This is a genomic window from Frankia sp. AiPa1 (assembly GCF_023243075.1).
In the GTDB taxonomy this organism is placed as follows: Bacteria; Actinomycetota; Actinomycetes; order Frankiales; family Frankiaceae; genus Frankia.
The window spans coordinates 34,323-55,263 of the sequence record NZ_JALKFZ020000165.1 but is presented as its reverse complement, the minus strand read 5'-3'; the positions used below and the strand labels follow the sequence as shown (position 1 = coordinate 55,263).

Annotated in this window: 14 protein-coding genes, 1 tRNA gene and 1 pseudogene; 9 read left to right on the top strand and 7 right to left on the bottom strand. The window is 70.3% G+C overall.

Going from position 1 to position 20,941, the window contains the following annotated elements; all coding sequences use genetic code 11:
• Positions 1-208, bottom strand: a 208-nt coding sequence (locus tag MXD95_RS19415; RefSeq protein ID WP_250642084.1) for a hypothetical protein, incomplete at its 3' end; no start/stop codon positions are given.
• A 724-nt stretch (positions 209-932) separates the two neighbouring features.
• Between MXD95_RS19415 and MXD95_RS19410 the strand changes: the two genes are divergently transcribed.
• Together MXD95_RS19410 and MXD95_RS19405 are read left to right on the top strand one after the other, a co-directional pair.
• Positions 933-1,505, top strand: a complete 573-nt coding sequence (locus MXD95_RS19410) for a hypothetical protein (RefSeq protein WP_250642083.1) — start codon at positions 933-935, stop codon at positions 1,503-1,505.
• 1,267 nt (positions 1,506-2,772) lie between these two features.
• Positions 2,773-3,873: pseudogene (locus MXD95_RS19405) on the top strand (recombinase family protein); the annotation flags it as partial.
• 620 nt (positions 3,874-4,493) lie between these two features.
• Here MXD95_RS19405 and MXD95_RS19395 read toward each other — a convergent pair.
• Positions 4,494-4,566, bottom strand: a tRNA-Leu gene (locus tag MXD95_RS19395).
• A gap of 300 nt (positions 4,567-4,866) precedes the next feature.
• Here MXD95_RS19395 and MXD95_RS19390 point away from each other — a divergent pair.
• From MXD95_RS19390 to MXD95_RS19380, 3 genes are all read left to right on the top strand, one after another.
• Positions 4,867-5,466, top strand: coding sequence for an ANTAR domain-containing response regulator (locus tag MXD95_RS19390; RefSeq protein WP_250642081.1), 600 nt, complete (start codon positions 4,867-4,869; stop codon positions 5,464-5,466).
• The gene (locus tag MXD95_RS19385; RefSeq protein WP_250642080.1) at positions 5,463-7,232 is read left to right on the top strand and encodes a branched-chain amino acid ABC transporter substrate-binding protein; all 1,770 of its coding nucleotides are present in this window, start codon (positions 5,463-5,465) and stop codon (positions 7,230-7,232) included. The genes MXD95_RS19390 and MXD95_RS19385 overlap by 4 nt, the downstream gene beginning before the upstream one ends.
• A gap of 276 nt (positions 7,233-7,508) precedes the next feature.
• Positions 7,509-8,681 carry a branched-chain amino acid ABC transporter substrate-binding protein gene (locus tag MXD95_RS19380; RefSeq protein WP_250642079.1) on the top strand — a complete coding sequence of 391 codons (1,173 nt, stop codon included), beginning with the start codon at positions 7,509-7,511 and terminating at the stop codon, positions 8,679-8,681.
• A 418-nt stretch (positions 8,682-9,099) separates the two neighbouring features.
• Here the strand turns inward: MXD95_RS19380 and MXD95_RS19375 are convergent, their stop codons facing one another.
• Both MXD95_RS19375 and MXD95_RS19370 read right to left on the bottom strand, forming a co-directional pair.
• On the bottom strand, positions 9,100-9,645 hold the full coding sequence (locus MXD95_RS19375) for a hotdog fold thioesterase (RefSeq protein WP_480024006.1): 546 nt from the start codon (positions 9,643-9,645) through the stop codon (positions 9,100-9,102).
• 98 nt (positions 9,646-9,743) lie between these two features.
• A complete protein-coding gene (locus tag MXD95_RS19370) occupies positions 9,744-9,926 on the bottom strand; it encodes a hypothetical protein (protein WP_250642078.1) in 183 nt (60 codons plus the stop codon).
• A gap of 1 nt (position 9,927) precedes the next feature.
• Here MXD95_RS19370 and polA point away from each other — a divergent pair, with 1 nt between their 5' ends.
• From polA to MXD95_RS19355, 3 genes are all read left to right on the top strand, one after another.
• Positions 9,928-12,594, top strand: a complete 2,667-nt coding sequence (gene polA / locus MXD95_RS19365; RefSeq protein WP_250642077.1) for a DNA polymerase I — start codon at positions 9,928-9,930, stop codon at positions 12,592-12,594.
• 477 nt (positions 12,595-13,071) lie between these two features.
• Positions 13,072-15,471: a putative bifunctional diguanylate cyclase/phosphodiesterase gene (locus tag MXD95_RS19360; protein WP_250642076.1), complete on the top strand. Its 2,400-nt coding sequence runs from the start codon at positions 13,072-13,074 to the stop codon at positions 15,469-15,471.
• Positions 15,468-15,968, top strand: a complete 501-nt coding sequence (locus MXD95_RS19355) for a GAF domain-containing protein (protein WP_250642075.1) — start codon at positions 15,468-15,470, stop codon at positions 15,966-15,968. Before MXD95_RS19360 ends, MXD95_RS19355 begins: the two co-directional genes overlap by 4 nt.
• On the opposite strand, the gene MXD95_RS19350 is transcribed toward MXD95_RS19355, so the two are convergent.
• Complete coding sequence (locus tag MXD95_RS19350; protein WP_250642074.1) at positions 15,958-16,998, bottom strand: M4 family metallopeptidase; 1,041 nt, start codon at positions 16,996-16,998, stop codon at positions 15,958-15,960. The two genes, MXD95_RS19355 and MXD95_RS19350, sit on opposite strands and share 11 nt — an antisense overlap.
• Before the next feature lie 329 nt (positions 16,999-17,327).
• Positions 17,328-18,068, bottom strand: a complete 741-nt coding sequence (locus tag MXD95_RS19345) for a hypothetical protein (RefSeq protein ID WP_250642073.1) — start codon at positions 18,066-18,068, stop codon at positions 17,328-17,330.
• 81 nt (positions 18,069-18,149) lie between these two features.
• On the opposite strand from MXD95_RS19345, the gene coaE reads away from it, so the two are divergent.
• Entirely contained in the window at positions 18,150-18,743 is a 594-nt protein-coding gene (gene coaE, locus MXD95_RS19340; RefSeq protein ID WP_250642072.1) for a dephospho-CoA kinase, read from the top strand.
• Here the strand turns inward: coaE and uvrB are convergent.
• Positions 18,737-20,869: an excinuclease ABC subunit UvrB gene (uvrB, locus tag MXD95_RS19335; protein ID WP_250642071.1), complete on the bottom strand. Its 2,133-nt coding sequence runs from the start codon at positions 20,867-20,869 to the stop codon at positions 18,737-18,739. The genes coaE and uvrB overlap by 7 nt on opposite strands.
• Positions 20,870-20,941: the final 72 nt, after the last annotated feature.

Here is a 20,941-nt window from a genome sequence, read left to right as displayed (position 1 = left end):
CCTCGGTGGCCTCGGTGGCCTCGGTGGCCTCGGTGGCCTCGGTGGCCTCGGTGGCCTCGGTGGCCTCGGTGGCCTCGGTGGCCTCGCCACAGTGCCAGTTCTGCCGGTCCCGCTCGTGTGCTTGGCCTTGGTCGCGTGACTCGCCGTCCTTGCTGCTTCTGGCGGCTCCGCTGGTCGGACCGGCCCCAACGGCCCGTGCTGGTCTCACCAGGTCCTGCGGGCCTCGCCGAGTTCTGCGGAGCCCCTGCCCGTCCCCGCGGTCTCTGGCCTGTCCGCCTGCGGCTCGGCACGGAGCGGCGCCGGGCCGGTCTCGCCGACCCGAATTGGTCCCGTCCCCGTGGGGCATGCCTGCCTGTGCCGACACCGGTGGTTTTCATCTGCCGGTCCTGGCGTCCGCGCTGTTCTCGCCGGCTCCAGCGGGCCCATCCCCCTACCCACCCACCTGCCTGCCGACATGCCCGCCCGTCCACCTACCTGCCCGCCCATTCCGCCGGATGCGTGCGATGTTCTGAACGCCCGGTTCTGCTAATCCGTGCTGGCCTCGCTGGCGGCGACCCGCGCTTTCGCCTCGCGGGCCCTGCTGAACCTGCCGGCTCTGAGCATTACCTGTCGTGCCGGGCGGGCCGTTCCCGATGGTCTTGGTCGGTTCCGTCCGTTGGCGGGCGGAGCTCGGTCGGATCGCCGACCGGACCCGACCCGGTCCGGGTCCGGACCCGGACCTTGGGAATGGGCGGGTTCGTGCCCTTGCGGACGGTCGGGGTGATCCTTGCCCTGTTTCATGGATAGACGGGCGATCGTCGGACCGGGTCGGCCGGTCGGCGCGTCTCAGGGGGAACGGTCGGACTCCGACCGCGCCGGAGCCCAGATCTGCCTATCTGGCGTCTTCGAGGTCGCTGCGGCTGTTCCCGCTCATGGTGGCACCATGAGCTGCCATGCGTCTGGGCACCGCTGATCATCTCGGCTGGGCCGTGGCTGTCACGGCGACGGGGGATCATCGGGTCGTGGACCGCCGGCGGATCGAGCTGATCGAACCAGGCCTGCCAGTGGCGTCGATCCACCGTGCCGGCGGTCCTCACCAGCTCCACCGGTCGGGGGAGCGGCTCAGCGACACCGAACTCGCGGCTCTGGTGGCCGATGTCCGTGCCTGCGTGGTTCGGGCCGCTTCGGCGGCCTTCGAGGAGCTGGCCGCAGTGTTGTCCGCACCGATCAGCTCGCTCTCGCTGCGGACCTGGCCGGCTGGCTTCCCGGCCGACATCGCCGTACAACGACGCGTCCCGTACGAGAGCCGTGCCGACGCCATCATGTACCGGCAGGTGCTGGCCGACGTGGCGCGGAACCGCGGCTGGGCGATCCATCTCTATGACCCGAAAACCGTTGAGGCTGAGGCGGCCCGCCTCCTGGGCAAGCACGCGGATGAGGTGCTGCGCGGACCACGGGCAATGCTGGGGCCGCCCTGGGCGAAGGATCACCGGGTCGCCCTTGCGGCCACGATCGTGGCCGCGTGATCCCACCTCTGCTCTGAGGCCCGGTCGGTTTCTGCAGGTGCCAGCGGAGCCTGCCACGCAGGGCCGCTGACGGTGTGCCCAGCGGTCTCCTGTGCATGCTCGCGAATCACAGCGTTGCAAGTCAGAGGCCTGATGGTGATCGGATCCTGCCGCCGGCGTACGGCTGCGGGCCGGACGGGTGGGGAGCGGCTGCACGGTCGGCTGTGCTCGGTTGACTGCCCAGCGATCTTGCTGGGCAGGATGTGGTAGATCGTGCTGGCTTTTCGCTGGGCACGGTGTGGTGCGCTAGGCCTGCCCGAATCCCGAGGCATCGGAAAGGACGGCCGCCATGCCCGCGAAACGATCTCCCTTGCGTGCGCGAACGGCTGACGCCAGGCAGCGTGCGCCGCGTTGGCGACTCCCCGAGGCTGCTCCCGCAGGTCGCTTCCAACATCCCTATCCCTAGGGCGGCGCACCCGTCCCGATCGTCACGCGGCAGGCCGCGCGAGGCCCGATCCGCCTGCCGGCCGGGCCGATGGTCGCTCATGGCGCGACGTGGTGATCTTCGTCGGTCGCTCCCGAGGGCCGAAGCTGCCAGCGACAACGACGGGCGCTTGTGATCTTCGCGATGGAGGTTGTCGCGTCGTTCGGCGATCATCATCCGATTGGACTAGTCAATGGCACCAATTTCCCTGTGGACGCATGTCGGACCATATTTTGATCTCTAATCCTGGCGGTCCGGTGGGTGGGCCCCATTCCTACTAGTCGGGGAGTGGAGGCGGTGCTTTTCGGCGGTCCTCCGAGTCAATTCTCTTCCGCCGCCCATCGAACAACTTTTCAACAACTCTGGAGATCAACTATCCGAAGTGGGCCTGAAAACCGGATTCCTATATAGCGGCGTTTCGCGTCGCACGGAAGGAGGCCCGCCTCGTGACCGGCCAGGCCAACACGAACCCCGACCGTCCCGGCACTCCCGCCCGCTGCGCCCGGTAACCCTTGCAGCGCAGCAGCCAGACGGACCGCATCCCGCACCCGCGCCCTCGGGACCGCCGGCGGTTCCCGCCGATCCGCCTCGCCCTGGCGCAGCGGCGAGGGAGGAGTCCGGGTCCGGACCCGGCTCTATTCCTGGTCCTTCCTCGGACTCTCCGGCGGGTGGGAATCCGCATCCAGCTCAGGCGGTGCTGTGTCCGCGGTCAATTCCCGGATCGGAGTATTTCCCGTGCTTGTTGGGTTCCCTTCCGGCTCGTCCGGGTGTTACCTTTGTTGTCGATGAGCCGGATACTGCCCCGTGCCCTGCTGGGAGCGGCTGCCCGATCCTGGCCTCCTCTGCCTCTGTTTCGTCCTTTCCTGCGACGTCTGGAGGCTCTGTGTTGACGTGGAGTCGGGCCGCAAGGAACTCGATCAGCGCGGCCACGGGGCCGACGTGTCCCGGTTCGACATCCCGATCCCCCGCGACGGCGGCATCGACGACCTGCTGGCCGAGGCGGATCATCCGAACTGCCGGTTCGATGCGGTGATCTGCGAGTCGATGTCGCGGATCGCCCGGCGAATGTACGAGAACCTCGCGATCGAACGCCGGCTCGAACAGGCCGGCGTGGCGCTGCTGGCGTGGAACGAACCGATCAAGGTCGACGGGCCGCGGGCCTCCGCGATCCTGCAACGGCGGATCAACCAGTCGGTCGCCGAGTACGAGGTCTGGAACACCCTCGAAAGCAGTTGGGGCGGGCTGTGCACCCATGTCCGCGACGGCTGGAACATCGGCAAACCGCCCTACGGCTACCGGCCGAAGAGCTACCGGCACCCGAACTCGATAAAAGCCGACCGGGGGGCGACCAAGACCCGCCTCGAACCCGACGGGGCACGCGGGGAGACAGTCACGCAAATCGCGCACTGGCGCTACTACCGCAGGCTTGGCTATGGCGAGATCGCCGAGCAGCTCAACGCCGACCTGGAGCGCTACCCCCCACCTGAGCCGCCCGGCGGGGCCCGCCGGGCACGAGGGGCATGGTCGAAGTCCACGGTGGCCGATCTGCTGCGTAACCCGAAGTACACCGGCTATCAGGTGTTCAACCGGCGGGCGACCCGGTCCCGGCATGGGGCGGTCAACGGGCCGGAGAAGTGGGTGTGGTCATCCGAACCCGTCCACGAACCCTTGATCCCGAAGTGGATGTTCGACGAGTTCAACGCCAACCGGCAGACCCGACGCGGCTCCCGCGAGCACAACGAACTCAACCGCCACCCCGCGACCAAACGGACCTACCTGTTCCGGGGCATGATCCACTGCACCTGCGGGCGGCGGATGTTCGGAACCGTCCGCGACTCCAGTGCACCTGTCTGCTACAAGTGCTGGCCCCGAGCGAACAACCGAGGCCGTGACGACAACTTCGCCGGACACCCCAAGAGCGTCCGCATCCGCGAAGACGTCCTTGAAGCCGCGATCGCCGACTTCTACACCGAACGCGTCTTCGGACGCGACAGGATCGCCCTCCTGAGCGCCGAACTCGCGACCTACGACGACCGAGCCGCGCGGGAACGAGTAGCCGAGCGAGGCCGACTCCAGAGGAAGATCGACGAGCTTGATCGCAGGCAGGGCAACCTGCTCCGCCAGGCGCAGGACGGCGACCCCGACGACCCGTTCACCCAGGGACTGCGCAGTAGCTACAACCAGCTCGACGCAGAGCGTAAGACCGCCCTCGGGAAGATCAAGGATCTCGACGCGGCGGGCGAAACCGAACCCGACCGGCCAGGCCACGACAGCCTCGCCCTCCTCGACGCCCTGCCGGAGCTGCACCTCAAGCTCCGCCAGGCGCCGGAGGCGTTGCAGCGACGCCTCTACGAAAGCACTCAGCTCACCGTCCACCTCGATCACGAAAGGCAGGAGGTGCACATGATGATCAAGATTCCGGTGGCAGACCTCGACAAGGTTGCCCATCTGGCGGGAGTGACGGCCGCCGTCCCCGGGCCGCACCCGGCGGCCACTGGGCATCCACGGAGTGTGGATGCTGTACGTACCCCGGGTGGGATTCGAACCCACACTGTCGGTGGTTTGAGCACCGTCTCTCTGCCGTTGGAGTACCGGGGCCTGCGGGTGGGACGTCCTGCGGGTCATACGGATGATACCGACCGCGATGCAGCTCGGTCGGGCTCGGTCGAGGCCGGCCCGGTGCGGCGCCACGTGCGGTGTGGTGCAGGCGGAGCGGCCTGGCCTGGCGGTGAGGGACGGCGGGCGGGGCCATCCTGGTCGATCCGGACCGGAACGTCTCGCCGCAGACTCTATCCGGGTAGGGTGCGTTTCGACCTCTCGCCTTCCCATGTCCGGGTGGTCGTCGCCTCTGCCCTGCCACACTGGTGTCATATCTGACGAGACCGGGAGTACGCCGCGATGAGCCAGCCCTCCTCGAACCCGCGCAGGGTCCTGATCGCCGAGGACGAAGCGCTTATCCGGCTCGACCTGCGGGAGATGCTCCAGGAGGAGGGGTACGAGGTCGTCGGCGAGGCCGGCGACGGCGAGATGGCGGTCAACCTGGCCGGCAAGCTGCGGCCCGACCTGTGCATCCTCGACGTCAAGATGCCCCGGATGGACGGCATCGAGGCCGGCGCGCGGATCGCGAAGGACCGCATCGCCCCGGTGGTGATCCTCACCGCGTTCAGTCAGCGGGAACTGGTCGAGCGGGCCCGCGAGGCCGGCGCGATGGCGTACGTGGTCAAGCCGTTCCAGAAGAAGGACCTGCTGCCCACCATCGAAATGGCGATGAGCCGTTTCACCGAGATCGTGAGCCTCGAGGCCGAGGTCGAGGACCTGCAGGGCCGCCTGGAGGCGCGTAAGATCATCGAACGGGCGAAGGGCGTGCTGCAGACCGAGCACGGCATGACCGAGCCGGACGCGTTCCGCTGGATCCAGCGGACCTCGATGAACCAGCGGCGCACCATGCGGGCTGTCGCCGAGGCCGTCCTGTCAGGTGAGGCGCTGCCAACCTCGTGACGTCGCCCGTCGCACGGGCGAAGGCCCGGGTGCGGGCCACCCTGCGTACCGAGATCGGTGTGCTGCGCGGATGGCTGGGTGTATCGGGGCGCCGGCTGCGTGGGCTGCCTGGACGGCTGCGTGGGCTGGCCGCCGGAGTCGGTGTGCGGGGAGGTCAGCTCGGGCGGTGGGTGCACGCGCGGGCACGCAGCGGCCGGGGCCGGGTACTGCTCGCCCTGCTCGGCGTCGTCGTGCTGGCCGTGCCCTCACTGCTGGGCTTCGCCCTCGCCACGCTGCTCGGTGGCGGCGATGCGGGCGGGCCTGGCGGTGTGGGGACGAGGGTGGCCACGATCGGTGTCATGGCGCCGCTGTCCGGGGACCTGTCCACCGCTGGCACGGCCGTGCGCAACGCGGTGGCGCTCGCCATCGATGAGGCCAACGAGTCGGGGGCGGTGCCGGGCTGGCGCCTGGAGCTGTCCAGCCGCGATGACCTGGCCCGGCCGGACGGCGGAGCGCAGGCGGCCGACACGTTCGCCGCGAACGACCGGCTCATCGCGGTGGTCGGCCCGGTCAGTTCCCTGGTCGCGCGGGTCGCTGTGCCGACGCTCGCCGCCACGGGCATCGCGGTCGTCTCGCCGTCGAACGCCGACCCCGTCCTCACCGGTCTCGACGCCGAGCCGCGTACCCGTCCCTACCCGAGCTACTTCCGCCTGAGCGGCACCGACGACCTGCAGGCCCAGGTGGCGGCCGAATACGCCGTCCACACCCTGGGCCGCCGGCACATCGCGATCGTCGACGGCGAGCCCCGTTACGGGGAGACCCTGGCCGACCGATTCGCCACCCGCGCCATCGCACTCGGCGCCTCGGTGACCGCGAGATACCCGGTGGCCGCCGGCGAGAGCGACGACACCGAGGTCGAGGAGATCGCGGCGTCGCTCGAGCGGGAGGCGCCCAACCTCGTCTACCTCGATGCCGACGCGACGTTCGCCGGCAAGCTGCGGGCCCGCCTCGCCGAGGGCCGGATGACCGCGCAGATTCTCGGCTCGGATGCGTTGCTGAATCCCCGCTACCCGGACGAGGCGAAGTCCGCGGACTACGGCGACCTGATCACCAGCCTGCTGACCCCGCCGACCCGGCTGCCCGCGGCCGGCGCGTTCGTCGCCGCCTACGCGCAGCACTTCGGTGGCCCCACCGCCGACGACAGCGGTGCCGACGGCGCTCGCTCCGCCACCGTCGGCTCGGGCGGCTCGGGCGGTGGCGGAACGAGCCGCGGTGCCTCGGCCGGCGGCTCGGGCAGCGGCTCGGCCCGCAGTGCGGATCGGCCGGCCGGGGCCGGATCGAGCGCATCGGCGACGTCCGACGGGGATGGAGCACCGGCGCCCAAGCCGGCGGCGAGCGCGGTGGAGAACTCCACCCGTCCGGACGCGGGGAGGCAGACCCGGGGCGGCGACGCGGCGACGTCCACCGCCGGCACGCATAACCAGGCTGACCATGACGCGGCGGTGCAGCTGGCCCAACGCCAGGCCGAGGCCGTCCCGGCGGTCGCCGCCTACGCCTACGACGCTGCCCGGGCGATCATCCGCGCGGCCGCGACCGTCCTGCCCGGACGCCCCGGCGTGGACGCCGCCGCCCGGCGCGACCTCGTCACCGCGATAGGCCGTGCCACCTTCGTCGGCGTCAGCGGGACAATCGCCTTCGACCGGTTTGGGGACATCCGGGCTCCGTCGGTCGTGCTCTACACCGTGCTCGGTGACCGCTTCGTCGCCCTCACCTCTCGGACCCACTGACCTCTCGGACCCACTGACCGTCGCCTCGTTGCGGCGGTCCGTATCCCCCCGTACCTCCCCGTACGCCATCACGCGCATCCGCGCATGGCGTTTCGCCGCCACTCCGGCGCGACCGTCCACAGGCAGCCGCCCGCCGCTGCGGAGTCACAAAGGTCACGACACGCTTACTCATCGCTGCTCATCCACAGAGCCTCCCCGCTAGGTTTCGTCACAACAGGTTATCTGTCGGATGCCTATCGTCATCGACGGGGACGGCGAAGCTGCGGAGGGCGAGGCATGCGGGTGGCGGGAGGGCGCGCGGGAGCGCTCGGGGTCGCGGGGTCGCTGGTGGCGGCGGCCGTTCTCGGCGGATGCGGCGGACCCGCCGGCGGCGGAGGCAAGAAGGAGTATGTTCTCGGCTTCCAGGGGCCGTTGTCCGGAGACGCCCAGCAGCTTGGCATCAACGCCTACGACGGCATGCTCACCGCCGTCGACCTCGCCAACCAGCGTCCCGACCTGCAGTTCCAGCTGCGGATCGTGGCCGCCGACGACCAGGGGGATCCGCGCCAGGGCCCGACCGCGGCGCAGAAGCTCATCGACAACCCGAGCGTCCTCGCCGTGGTCGGGCCGGTGTTCTCTGGTCCGACGAAGACGAGCGAGCCGCTGTACAGCCGGGCGGGGATGCTGTCGGTGAGCCCGTCGGCCACGGCCCCGGACCTGACCGGCCTCGGTTTCAGAACCTTCCGCCGGGTGATCGCCTCCGACGCCGTGCAGGGCAAGGCCGCCGCCGACTACGTGTCCACGGTGCTGAAGGCGCGCACGGTCTTCTCGCTGGACGACCGCAGTGCGTACGGCACCGGCCTGTCCACGGCGCTGGAACAGGCGCTGGCCGCGCACGGTATCAACGTCATCCATGACGGGATCAACCCGACGCAGGACTACACGCCCGAAGCCACGAAGATCATGAAGGCGGAACCGGACGTCCTCTATTACTCGGGGTATTACTCCGAGCTCGCTCCGCTCGTCCGGGCGCTGCGCGGCCAGGGGTTCACCGGGAAGATCGTCGCCGGGGACGGTTCGAACGACGACCAGCTCATCCGCCAGGCCGGTGCCGGAAACGCCGACGGCGTGCTGCTCACCTGTGCCTGCGGGGACCCGAACAGCGACCCGGCCGCCTCCGATTTCGTCGCGAAGTTCCGTGCGGTCAACAGCGGCGTCCGCCCGGGCACCTATTCCGGCGAGGCGTACGACGCCACGAACGCGATCATCGACACGCTGCATCGCCTCGGTGACACGGCGGACCGCTCCGCTGTGGTGACGGCCTTCGGCTCGGTGAACATCCCCGGCGTCACGAAGCGGATCGCCTTCCGCAAAGACGGCAACGTGGACGGATCGCCCGTGTACGTCTTCCAGGTGCGCGACGGCAAGCGGACGGTGCTGGGCCCCGTCGACACACTCACCCGCCCCTGACCCCCGACCCGCGGGGGCGGGCCACCGGGTTGCTGGCCGGGGACGGTACACGTCCCGGTGACGCCCGTCCCCGCGCACGTCACCACTGGCCGCCGGTCGCATGTGCGGCACGGCGAGGCATGCTTGTGGCACCCGGGTCGGCTTTGGTGCCGTCCGGACCTTCCCCGCGTCCGTACGTTGTCTACTCGCGCGCCCCGGGTGCCACGGGCGATGAGGCTAGGCCCCCCGCCGCATCGGGTCAATCTACCGTACTGGCCCTGGTGTGTCCGTTCGGATTACCACCGCGCTCGGCACGTCCACTTCTTGACGTGTCCCGACTGTTGGTTCCTGCCGGGTTCGGCCGGCTTGCCCAGGTTCATCCCGCCTCGGTGTCGCTGTGCGGGCGGACGGACCGGTGCCGGGTGCGGGAGCACGGCGATCAGGCCGCGGGGGCGGTGGGAGCAACGCCGCGCTGATGGGCGTCCGGCGGCAGGTTGGGTCGGATCATGCAGGTGAGTCGGCTGGTACAGACCGCTCGCCCACCCTCGTCGGTGATGCGGATGTCGTAGGTGGCCAGCGTGCGGCCGCCGTGCACGCGTGTGGCCACGGCGGTGACGGTCCCTGAGGTGGCGGAGCGGTGATGGGTCGCGCTGATCTCGATGCCGACCGCGGCGGAACCGGCCGGCGCGCCGAGCGCGGCGCCGATCGACCCGACGGTTTCGGCGAGGACGACGGAGGCGCCACCGTGCAGCAGCCCGTACGGCTGCCGGTTGCCCTCGACCGGCATGGTGGCGACCAGGCGCTCCGCGCTGGCCTCGACGATCGAGATGCCCAGTCGCTGTTCCATCTCGCCGCGGGCGGCGTTGAGCAGCGCGACCACGTCGGCTTCGCCCGAGGCCGCGGGTGGGGGCTCGGCACCGCCGTGTGTGGGCCCCGCGACGGGGGTGCTGGGGCCGCTCGGCCGGCCGGCGTCCGCGATGGTCACGGTTCCCAGCCTAACCACGTCGCGACCCACGCGGCTCGCGATGTGGTACCAGCGGCGACAGACCTCCCACGGGCCACGAATACTGTCGGACCCACGGCCTAGACTCGCCGCGTGTCCGTCACCTCGTCGACCCCATCCTCGGCCGCGTCGCCCCCGGCTGCGTCGCCGGCCGCATCGTCCTCGACCTCGGCCGCGTCGTCCTCGGCCAGGTCGTCCGGTCGGGCGGCTGCGGCCCGGTCGGCCACCCGTGCCACCGCGGGCGCCGCGGCGGCGGGCGCCACCGTGCCGCGCCTGCTGCTGCTCGACGGGCACTCGTTGGCCTACCGGGCGTTCTACGCGCTGCCGGTGGAGAACTTCTCCACGACCACCGGCCAGCCGACGAACGCCGTCTATGGGTTCACCTCGATGCTGATCAACGTCCTGCGGGACGAGCGGCCCACCCACGTCGCCGTCGCCTGGGACCTGCCGACGCCCACCTTCCGCCACACGCAGTACGCGGAGTACAAGGCCGGCCGAGCGGAGACCCCGGCCGACTTCGTCGGGCAGGTCAGCCTCATCCATCAGGTCTGCGACGCGCTCGCGGTGCCGGGGGTGAGCGCCCCGGGCTTCGAGGCCGACGACGTGATCGCCACGCTCGCGACGGCCGGTGGCGAGGCGGGGATGGACGTGCTGGTCGTGACCGGTGACCGGGACGCGCTGCAGCTCGTCAACGAGCGGGTCACCGTGCTCATGACCCGCAAGGGCATCTCGGACATGACCCGGTTCACTCCGGAGGAGGTGCAGGCGAAGTACGGACTGTCGCCGGTGCAGTATCCCGACTTCGCCGCCCTGCGCGGCGACCCGTCCGACAACCTGCCGTCGGTGCCCGGGGTGGGGGAGAAGACCGCCACCAAGTGGATCCAGCAGTTCGGCTCGCTCGCCGAGCTTGTCGACCGGGCCGACGAGATCGGTGGAAAGACCGGTGCGTCGCTGCGCTCGCACCTGGCCTCGGTGATCCGCAACCGGTCCCTGACCGAGCTCTCGCGGGACGTGCCGTTGGAGGTCGGCCCGGACGAGCTGCGTCTGCGCCCGTGGGACCGGGAGGCCGTCCACCAGCTGTTCGACACGCTGCAGTTCCGCGTGCTGCGCGAGCGGCTCTACGCCGCGCTGGCCACCGCCCCGCCGCCGGTCGAGGAGGGATTCGAGGTCGAGGTCAGCACGCTCGGCCCGGACGAGGTGGCCGGCTGGCTGGCCGAGCACTCCCGAGGTGCCACCCGCGCCGGCGTGCACGCCCGTGGCAGCTGGGGACGGGGCACCGGCGTGCTGTCCGGGTTGGCGCTTGCCACCTCCGACGGCGCGGCCGCCTGGATCGACCCGACCCTGCTCACGCCCGCCGACTTCGCGGCACTCGGCGGCTGGCTCGCCGATCCCGCCCAGCCCAAGGCTGGCCACGACGTCAAGGGCCCGATGCTCGCGCTCGCCGAACTCGGCCTCACCCTCGCCGGCGTCACCAGCGACACGGCGCTGGCGGCCTACCTCGCCCTGCCCGGTCAGCGCTCGTTCGACCTCGGCGACCTGGTCGCCCGCTACCTGCACCGGGATCTGTCCGCCGAACCGACCGACGGCGGGCAGCTCACCCTCGACGGCTCCGGCGAGGCCGAGCAGTCGCAGGCTGACGCGGTGCGGGCGCGGGCGTGTCTGGACCTCGCCGACGAACTCGACGCCGACCTGGAACGCCGCTCGGCCGCCACGCTGCTGCGCGACATGGAACTGCCGCTGGTCACGGTGCTCGCCGGGATGGAACGGGCCGGCATCGCGGCCGATCAGGAGCATCTGCTCGAGCTGCAGAAGCACTACAGCGGCGAGGTCGCAGCCGTCGCCGCGCAGGCGCATGAGATCGTCGGGCGGGCGTTCAACCTTGGGTCGCCCAAGCAGCTGCAGCAGATCCTTTTCGAAGAGCTCGGCCTACCGAAGACGAAGAAGATCAAGACGGGCTACACCACCGACGCCGACGCGCTGGCCTGGCTTGCGGTGCAGTCCGACCATCCGCTGCTGCCGGCGCTGCTGCGCCACCGCGACGTCGCCCGGCTCAAGACCGTCGTCGACTCGTTGCTGCCGATGATCGACGGCGCCGGGCGGATCCACACCACGTTCAACCAGATGATAGCGGCCACCGGCCGGCTGTCGTCGACCGACCCGAACCTGCAGAACATTCCGATCCGCACCGCCGAAGGCCGTCAGATCCGCCAGGCCTTCGTCGTCGGAGCTGGCTACGAGACGCTGCTCACCGCGGACTACTCCCAGATCGAAATGCGGATCATGGCCCACCTCTCCGGCGACGAGGGCCTCATCGAGGCGTTCGGCTCCGGGGAGGACCTGCACACCTTTGTCGCCGCCGAGGCCTTCGGCCTGCCGGTCAGCGAGGTCGACCCGGAGCTACGGCGGCGGATCAAGGCGATGTCCTACGGTCTCGCCTACGGGCTGTCCGCGTTCGGTCTCGCCTCCCAGCTCGGCATCGCCCCCGATGAGGCGCGTGAGCACATGGAGGCCTACTTCGCCCGGTTTGGCGGGGTGCGGGACTTCCTGCGCGGCGTCGTCGAGCGCGCTCGACGTGACGGCTACACCGAGACCATCCTCGGCCGGCGCCGCTACCTGCCCGACCTCACCAGCGACAACTCCCAGCGCCGCCAGATGGCCGAACGCATGGCCCTCAACGCCCCCATCCAGGGCTCCGCCGCGGACATCATCAAGATCGCCATGCTCGGGGTTGACCGGGCGCTGCGGGACGGCGGGTTCACCTCCCGGCTGCTGCTGCAGGTGCATGACGAGCTCGTCCTTGAGATCGCGCCCGGCGAGCGGGAGTCGATCGAGGCGCTGGTCCGCTCCGAGATGGCCGCCGCCTACACCATGTCGGTGCCCCTTGACGTGAGCGTCGGCTCCGGCCGAACCTGGGACGACGCCGCCCACTAGGTCAACGTCAGACCAGAGCGGTAGCGGCCCCCGTGGGTCGCGGCTGACCGGCTTCCTCGAAGCGTTCCGTCCGACTGCGACTTCGCCTGGTGCACTACCATCCGCAGTGGACGAATCCTGTTTCAACGTATACGTTCTACACGTATCTGGAGACATGGGGATTTAGGTCTCGAGAGAAGCATCCGCACAGGGTGAAGGTGCTGGTGGCAGGTTAGACGACGGTCCACGCCGGATATGCAGAAGTAAGCCTGATCCTCGTCCTGGCGGTAGCACGGCAATTCGAGCCCACCCTTTAAGTGGTCGTCTGCGTGGCGCGGTGAACCCGGGTAACCGGGCGATGCCGCCTGGCCGGTGGGATGCCCCGGCCGCGCGGTGCACGCCACCGCTGCCGGTTGGTCTCGGCGGGATCTGCGGGGCGTGGCGGTCCCGAATGTGGCGGCTCTGGTGGGTTGGGCCGGCGGGGGAAGGAATCGTTTCGTGAGCAGCGAGCATGCACGCGGCGACCATGGGCGAGCCCCGCTTCTGGTTCTGTCCGGCATTGCCGTGGTTTTCCTGCTCGTGTCCGTGCTCACGGCTTTGGCCCCGCGCTCCTGGTGGAATGGCTGGTTCGCTCCCGTCGGCGCGGTCCTCTGCCTTGTCGCGGGGTATGCCGCTGGCTCGGAGCGTGCCCGTCCGGCCCGGGTGCCCGGAGAAACCGACATCCTGACCGAGCTGCCCAACCGGGCGGGAACCCTCGAACGCGGCGAACAGGCAGTCGCGGGAATCCTCGCTGACGGCCACGAGGTTGTCCTCGTTCTGGTCGATATCACGCGCTTTCACGAGATCAACAGTGCGCTGGGTTACGCCGGTGGCGACCAGCTGCTCCAGGTCATCTCTCGCGGCCTGCGAGAGATGACTCCGCGGGCCGCCCTCATCGGCCGCGCCGGCGGGGACGAGTTCGTCCTGGTCTTCCGCGGTGGCTCCCTCTCGCCGACCGTCGGGACGCCGAACGCAGGGACGCCGACGGTAGGGATGTCCGCGGCTGGTACGTCGACAGCGCGGCCGCCGGAGCCCGGACTGCTGCGGGAGACGACGTCCGGGACCGGCCAGGACCTCGCGCTCGGTCAGCGGGTGCTGCGCCAGGTGCAGGGACCGTTCCGGGTCTGCGGGGTGGACGTCGCGGTCGACGCTTCGGTCGGGATCGCCGTCGCGCCCCGCGACGACACCACGATGGCGGACCTGCTGATCTGCGCCGACGCGGCGCTGGCGCGGGCGCGCCAGGAAGGGGAGAGCGTCGGGGTGTGGGCGCCCGGCGTCATCGGTGTCCAGTCCGCGCAGATTGCCCTGTACGCCCAGCTGCGCACGGCGATAGCCCATCAGGAGCTGGTGCTTTACTATCAACCGCTGAAGTCGGCGCAGTCCGGTGTGATCGTGGCCGCGGAAGCGCTGCTGCGCTGGCAGCACCCCGCCCGCGGGCTGCTGGCGCCCGGTGATTTTCTGTCGATGGCCGAACGTGCACCGATGATCGCGGACCTGACCCGTTGGGTCCTCGACGAGGCGGCCCGCCAGTGCGCGGCCTGGGCGGCCAGCGGTCTGCGACTCGCGGTGTCGGTGAACCTCTCGCCGCGGATGTTCGTCCTGGACGATCTTCCGCAGGTCGTCGTCGGCGCGTTGAACGCACATGGACTGCCCAGCGACGCCCTCACGCTGGAGATCACCGAGAGCGCGGTACTGACCCAGCCGGATCGAGCAGCGGCCATGCTGCATCAACTGCGTGCCCAGGGGGTCGAGGTGTCCTTGGACGACTTCGGCACCGGGTACAACTCGATGGAGATTCTCAAGGCCCTTCCGTTCGACGAAGTCAAGATCGATCGAGTATTCGTCGCCGATGCCAGCGGCAGTGCTCCGGACGCGGCGATCGTGCGCTCCGTCATCGAGCTCGGGCACCGCCTTGGCCTGCGAGTCGTCGGTGAGGGCATCGAGAACGAGCGCACCCAGACGATGATGATCGATCTGGGCTGCGACCTGCTCCAGGGAGCGGCGATCTCCCCGCCGGTGCCGGCCGCGCGGATGTCGGCGTTGCTGCGCGCGCAGGCGGGCGTGGGTCATCCCCCCCGCGCGCATCGCCGACCGGCCGCGCCGCGCCGCGCCGCCGCCGCCGCATCCCCCACAGCCACATCCCCGACAGCCACATCCCCGACAGCAGACTGGACCGCCAGCCCCGACAGTTTCGCGTCGTCGAACGGTTCTGCCTCGTCGGGCGGTCCCGCTGCGCGGAACGGTCTGGCTGTCAACGGCACGGCCGCCGCGAACGGCGTGCGGCCGGGGGCGCTGCGCAGCCCGCGGCTCGCGGAGCTCACCATTCTGGATGAGCGGCACATTCTGCGGACGGCACCGGAACCCGCGTTCGACGCGATCGCATCGATTGCCGCCGAGGCGACGGGTTGCGCCGCGGCCACGATCGTCTTTGTCGAAGGTGACCGCGAGTGGTCGAAGACGCATGTGGGGACCGCTTCGTCGATCCTTGCCCGCGAATCCGGGATCGCCACGAGGGTGGTTGCCGAGCGGGCGTTCGTGGAGATCCAGGACCTCTCCTCCGGCGGCGTCCAGACCGGTGCGGGACGCCGGCGCTACGCCGCCGGGGAGAAGATCCGGTTTGCCGCCGGAGCGCCGATCATCGCTGTGAACGGGTCGGCGCTCGGCGCGCTGGTGGTGGTCGACCGGACGCCGCACCATCTCACGACGGGGCAGCGGCGGCTGTTGGGCGACCTCGCCGGCCAGATCGTCGCCCTGCTCGAGGCGCGCGCGAGGCGAGTGTCCTGTCGCTGGTCAGCGAGGCACTTGCCGATCTTGAACGGCTCTGGTTCGCCCAGGATCTCGATCGCGCGACTGGCGTGATCACCGACGTCGCCCAGACCCTGGTCGGCGCCGATGACCTGGTGCTGCTGCTGTCCGACACGCCGGGCTCGACGATCTACCGGGTGTTCGCCTCCCGCACCCTGCCGGGCTGTACGCCGATGATCCCGCTGGGTGAGGCCCGCCAGCCGGAGGCGGGCCGGATGCTGCAGGCGGCGCTGCACTCGCAGGGCCCACTCTTTCTCGAGGACGCTCGCCAGTCGCCGTTGATCAATAGCGAGATGGCGACCCGGTTCCGGCTCGGCTCGGTGTTCCTCGTCCCGCTGCCCGGGGAGGGTGGCCTGCTCGGCGCGATTGCCGCCCGTTGGACCGAGAGCCGCAGCGCGGTCGACCCGGTGGTGGTGCGGGCGCTCACCCTGCTGGCCCGGCAGTCCGCGCACACCCTCGTGCGCCTGCGGGCCAGCGAGGACCGGATGGGGCTCTGGCCCCTGTCCGATCTGCCCGAGCACGCCGCTGCGCATCGCGGCTTTACCGGGTGACCCCCACCTCCCGCCAGGCCTCGGCGACCGCGCGCCGTTCCTGCGTACCGAACATCTCGTCGGCCAGACGGATGGTGATCGCCGCGAACGAGCGGAACGTGGCGTTCGGCGGGATCCGGGTGGCGCGCGCGCTGGCGTACCAGATCTGGCCGGCCTTTTCCCAGGCATGGCCGCCGAGGCCGATCGCGGCGAGGTAGAACGCCCGATTGGGAATGCCGGAGTTGATGTGGACCCCGCCGTTGTCCAGGGTGGTGCGCACATAGCCGGACATGTGCCGGGGCTGGGGATCGACGCCGAGGACCGGGTCGTCATAGGCGGTGCCGGGGGCCCGCATGGAGCGCAGCGCGACTCCGTGCACCGCATCAGTGAGCAGCTCGCGGCCCACCAGCCAGTCGGCCTCTTCGGCGGCCTCGCCCCGGGCATACTGCCGCACCAACGAACCGAACACGTCACTGATCGACTCGTTGAGCGCCCCCGACTGGTGGATATAGGCCAAGGTCGACTCGTGCTCGGTCACGCCGTGGGTCAGTTCATGCCCGATGACGTCCAACGACACCGTGAACCGGCGGAACAGCTCGCCGTCGCCGTCCCCGAAGACCATCTGCCGGCCGTCCCAGAAGGCGTTGTCGTAGTGATCCCCATAGTGCACGCTGGCAACCAGCGCCATGCCCGCGCCGTCGACGGAGTTGCGGCCGAGTGCCGAGGAGTAGAAGTCGAACGTGGCGCCGAGCCCGTCGTAGGCCTCGTTGACGGCGGGATCCTCGACGGCGTCGTCACCCTCGCCGCGCAGGGAGGTGCCCGGCAGGGTCTCGGCGCCAGCGGCGTCGGCCACTGTCCGGTGTGGACGGGGACGCTCGGCGGGGGTGGTCGGCTCGCCGCCGTCGGCGGACGCCCGCAGCAGGGATTCGTGCGCGCGGATGATGCGGTGCGAGCTGTCCCGCGCCAGGCTGGCGAGCGCCCAGGCGCGCTGGTCTTCGCTTCCATGCCGGGCGATGCGCTCGAGGATGTGTGGCGGAACCGCGCAGGCCACCGTCGGCCGGTGCCGGGGGAGCCGGTGCCCGGCCCAGTGCGGGGGGCCGGACGGCGCTGGCCGGCCGCGGGAGGGCGCTGGCCGGTAGGACGGCAGGGGTTCGGGGGCCAGTCCAGATTCGTGTGCCGGTCCGCGGCCGTGCTCCGAACCTGGCTCAGGGCTCGGGAAGGGCCTGCGGGAGGCGAGGCGATGACCGGACGGCAGCGGACTGTCGAATGGGGAGGGGCGCGCGGGGGTCATGGCGAGCTCCGGGGAAGGATGAATGACCGGGCCGAGTCGGCTCTGGCGGCTCGGTGACGGATCGGCTGATCCGCGTCATCCCGACCCTCCTACTCACCCGCCGGAATGTCCAGAGCGTCACTATTTGAATGCGGAAAGTGGACGTCGAGGCTCGGTGTGTCCCCGCCAGAGCCGCGAGGTCGCGAGCGCCGGCGAGATCGCAGCGCGGCCCGCGCGGCCGCGAGTGCGAGGCCGCCGAGCACGAACCAGGTCAGGTGGGCGTCCAGCCAGTCGACCGGGCCGCGCATCCAGGGCGAGGCCGCTCGCGCCGCGGTGAGGTAGACGGCGGTCTGCAGCAGGGAGCCGGGCACCAGAAAGCACAGGAACCGACGGGTCGACACGCCACCCGCGCCGAGCGCCGCGTCCACCGCGACATTGGTGTTCACCAGGCAGAACCACAGCAGCGGTCGCTGGGTACGCGCACGGGCCAGGGCTGTGACGAGCCGGCTGCCGCCAAGTGAGCGCAGCAGCACCGAACGAATGTTGCCGCGGGCCAGAGCGAAGTATCCGACGTCGAGCAGGCCGCGCAGCAACGCCGCCACCAGCAGCGCCGGGACGAACGGGACCGAGCCGCCGACGAGGACGAGCACCCCCCAGGTGGGTCGTAACGCGACGAGCAGCAGCGGTGCCCGGCGGCTGAGCACGGGAAGCAGGGCAAGCCCGAGCGCGCCGAGTCCAAGCAGTGTCCCGGTGAGCAGCACCGGCCACAGCTGACGGGACCAACGGACCCCGCGCCGTACCCGGCCGGGGGCGGGAATCCCGGTCGTGTCCGTTGTCGGGTCGGCCTGCATCGCCACATCATCCGGGCTGCTCCCGCCCGCCGGGTCGGACGGATGACCGCCGCGGCTGGCAGACTCGGCAGGGTGCTCAGGGTGGGACTTACGGGAGGCATCGGCTCGGGGAAGAGCGCGGTGTCGGCGCGGCTGGTGGCGCGCGGCGCGTTGTTGATCGATGCCGACCGGATCGCCCGGGATGTGGTGGCGGTCGGCACCCCCGGCCTCGCGGCCGTGCTCGCGGAATTCGGTCCCGCGGTGGCGGCCGCGGACGGCAGTCTGGACCGGCCGGCGCTGGGCCGGATCGTGTTCGCGGACCAGGCGGCTCGCCGCCGTCTGGAAGCGATCGTGCATCCGCTGGTCCAGGCCGAGACCGCGCACCGAGTCGCGCACGCGACGGCGGACGGGATCGTCGTGCACGACATCCCGCTGCTCGTCGAGGTGGGTGCCCAGGGCGGCTACGACCTGGTTCTGGTCGTCGAGGCGCCACGGGAGCTGCGTCTTCGCCGGCTCGAGGCGCGTGGGCTACCCCGCGACGAGGCCGAGGCCCGGATGGCCTCCCAGGCCGACGACGCACGACGTCGTGCGGTCGCTGACCTGGTCATCGACAACGCGGGTGACCTTGACGACCTGGACGCCCGCGTCGACGAGGTCTGGGAGGCCCTGGTGAAACGCCGCGACGCGGGTCACTGAACGCCTGCGGCGCCCATGCCACGAAGCTCCTTCTTCAGCTCGGCGATCTCGTCGCGCAGCCGGGCGGCCAGCTCGAACTGCAGCTCCCGGGCGGCCTCGTGCATCTGGTCGTCGAGCTGGCGGATGAGCTGGGCAAGCTCGTGGGACGGCATGCCGGCCAACTCGGCAGCGTAACGGCCCACGGCGTCACCCCGACCACCGCGGGACTTCATCCCCGGCACCGGTGCCTTGCCCCGTGACTGCGCCCGGCCGCCCCCGCCGATGAGCTCTCCGTCGGCGGACTCGCGGACCATGTCATCGAGGATGTCGATGACCTTCTTGCGCAGCGGCTGGGGGTCGAGCCCTCGCTCGGCGTTGTAGGCCGTCTGCAGGGCGCGACGACGGTTCGTCTCGTCGAGGGCATGACGCATCGACGGGGTGATTCTGTCGGCATACATGTGCACCTGGCCGGACACGTTGCGCGCCGCACGGCCGATCGTCTGGATCAGCGAGCGCTCTGAGCGCAGAAAGCCCTCCTTGTCCGCATCCAGGATGCTGACCAGCGACACTTCGGGCAGGTCGAGTCCCTCCCGGAGCAGGTTGATGCCGACCAGAACGTCGAACTCGCCGCGACGCAGCTCGGTCAGCAGTTCCACCCGGCGCAGCGTGTCGACCTCGCTGTGCAGGTAGCGCACGCGGATGCCGAGTTCGAGCAGGTAGTCGGTGAGGTCCTCGGACATCTTCTTGGTCAGCGTGGTGACCAGCACCCGCTCGTCGCGTTCGGCGCGGGCCCGGATCTCACCGACGAGATCGTCGATCTGCCCCTTCGTCGGCTTGAGAATGATCTCCGGGTCGAGCAGGCCGGTCGGGCGGATGATCTGCTCCACGATGCCGTCGGCCAGACCCAGCTCGTACGGGCCCGGGGTCGCCGACAGGTAGACCGTCTGGCCGATGCGTTCGAGGAACTCCTCGAAGCGCAGTGGGCGGTTGTCCATGGCGCTCGGCAGCCGGAAGCCGTGGTCGACCAGGTTGCGCTTGCGGGACATGTCGCCCTCGTACATCCCGCCGATCTGCGGGACCGTCACGTGCGACTCGTCGATGACCAGCAGAAAGTCGTCGGGAAAGTAGTCGAGCAGGGTGTGCGGCGCCGTTCCGGCCGCACGGCCATCGATGTGCCGGGAGTAGTTCTCGATGCCGGAGCAGAAGCCGACCTGGCGCATCATCTCGATGTCGTAGGTGGTCCGCATGCGCAGCCGCTGCGCCTCGAGCAGCTTGCCCTGACCCTCCATCGTCGCTAGGCGCTCCTCGAGCTCCGCCTCGATGCCGGCGATCGCCCGTTCCATCCGCTCCGGGCCGGCGACATAGTGGGTGGCGGGGAAGACGAAGATCTCCCGCGACTCGCGGATGATCTCTCCGGTGAGCGGGTGCAGGTAGGTGAGACGCTCGATCTCGTCGCCGAACATCTCGATGCGCACGGCGAGCTCCTCGTAGACCGGGAACACCTCCACCGTGTCGCCGCGGACCCGGAACGTGCCCCGGGTGAAGGCCAGGTCGTTGCGGGCGTACTGGACGTCGACCAACCGACGCAGCAACACGTCGCGCTCGATCTCGTCGCCGACGCGCAGCTTCACCATCCGGTCGATGTACTCCTGCGGGGTGCCCAGGCCGTAGATGCAGCTCACGGACGCGACGACGATGACATCACGCCGGGTGAGCAGGCTCATGGTGGCCGAGTGCCGCAGGCGTTCGACCTCCTCGTTGATCGACGAGTCCTTCTCGATGTAGGTGTCGGTCTGCGCGATGTACGCCTCGGGCTGGTAGTAGTCGTAGTACGAGACGAAGTACTCGACGGCGTTGTTCGGCAGCAGCTCCCGGAACTCGTTGGCCAGCTGGGCGGCGAGCGTCTTGTTCGGAGCCATGACCAGCGTCGGCCGCTGCAGCCGCTCGACCAGCCAGGCCGTCGTCGCGGACTTGCCGGTCCCGGTCGCGCCGAGCAGAACGACGTTGGAATCCCCGGCCTCGATCCGCCGGGTCAGCTCGTCGATGGCTGCCGGCTGGTCACCGGCCGGGGCGTAGTCGGACACGACCTTGAACGGGGCGCGCGTCCGCTCGAGGTCGGTGGTGGGCCGTTCGAAGGTTGTGCTCACGTCTTCCAGAACACCACAGCCCTCCGACAGTTTCCGCACGGCGGGCAGGCCCGAGCCGGTCCCGCGCGGCAG

Excerpts from the sequence above, each read along its gene's own strand:
- MXD95_RS19410 (WP_250642083.1), top strand. The coding sequence starts at position 933 with ATGCGTCTGGGCACCGCTGATCATCTCGGCTGGGCCGTGGCTGTCACG.
- MXD95_RS19390 (WP_250642081.1), top strand. The coding sequence starts at position 4,867 with ATGAGCCAGCCCTCCTCGAACCCGCGCAGGGTCCTGATCGCCGAGGAC.
- MXD95_RS19380 (WP_250642079.1), top strand. The coding sequence starts at position 7,509 with ATGCGGGTGGCGGGAGGGCGCGCGGGAGCGCTCGGGGTCGCGGGGTCG.
- MXD95_RS19345 (WP_250642073.1), bottom strand. The coding sequence starts at position 18,068 with ATGCAGGCCGACCCGACAACGGACACGACCGGGATTCCCGCCCCCGGC.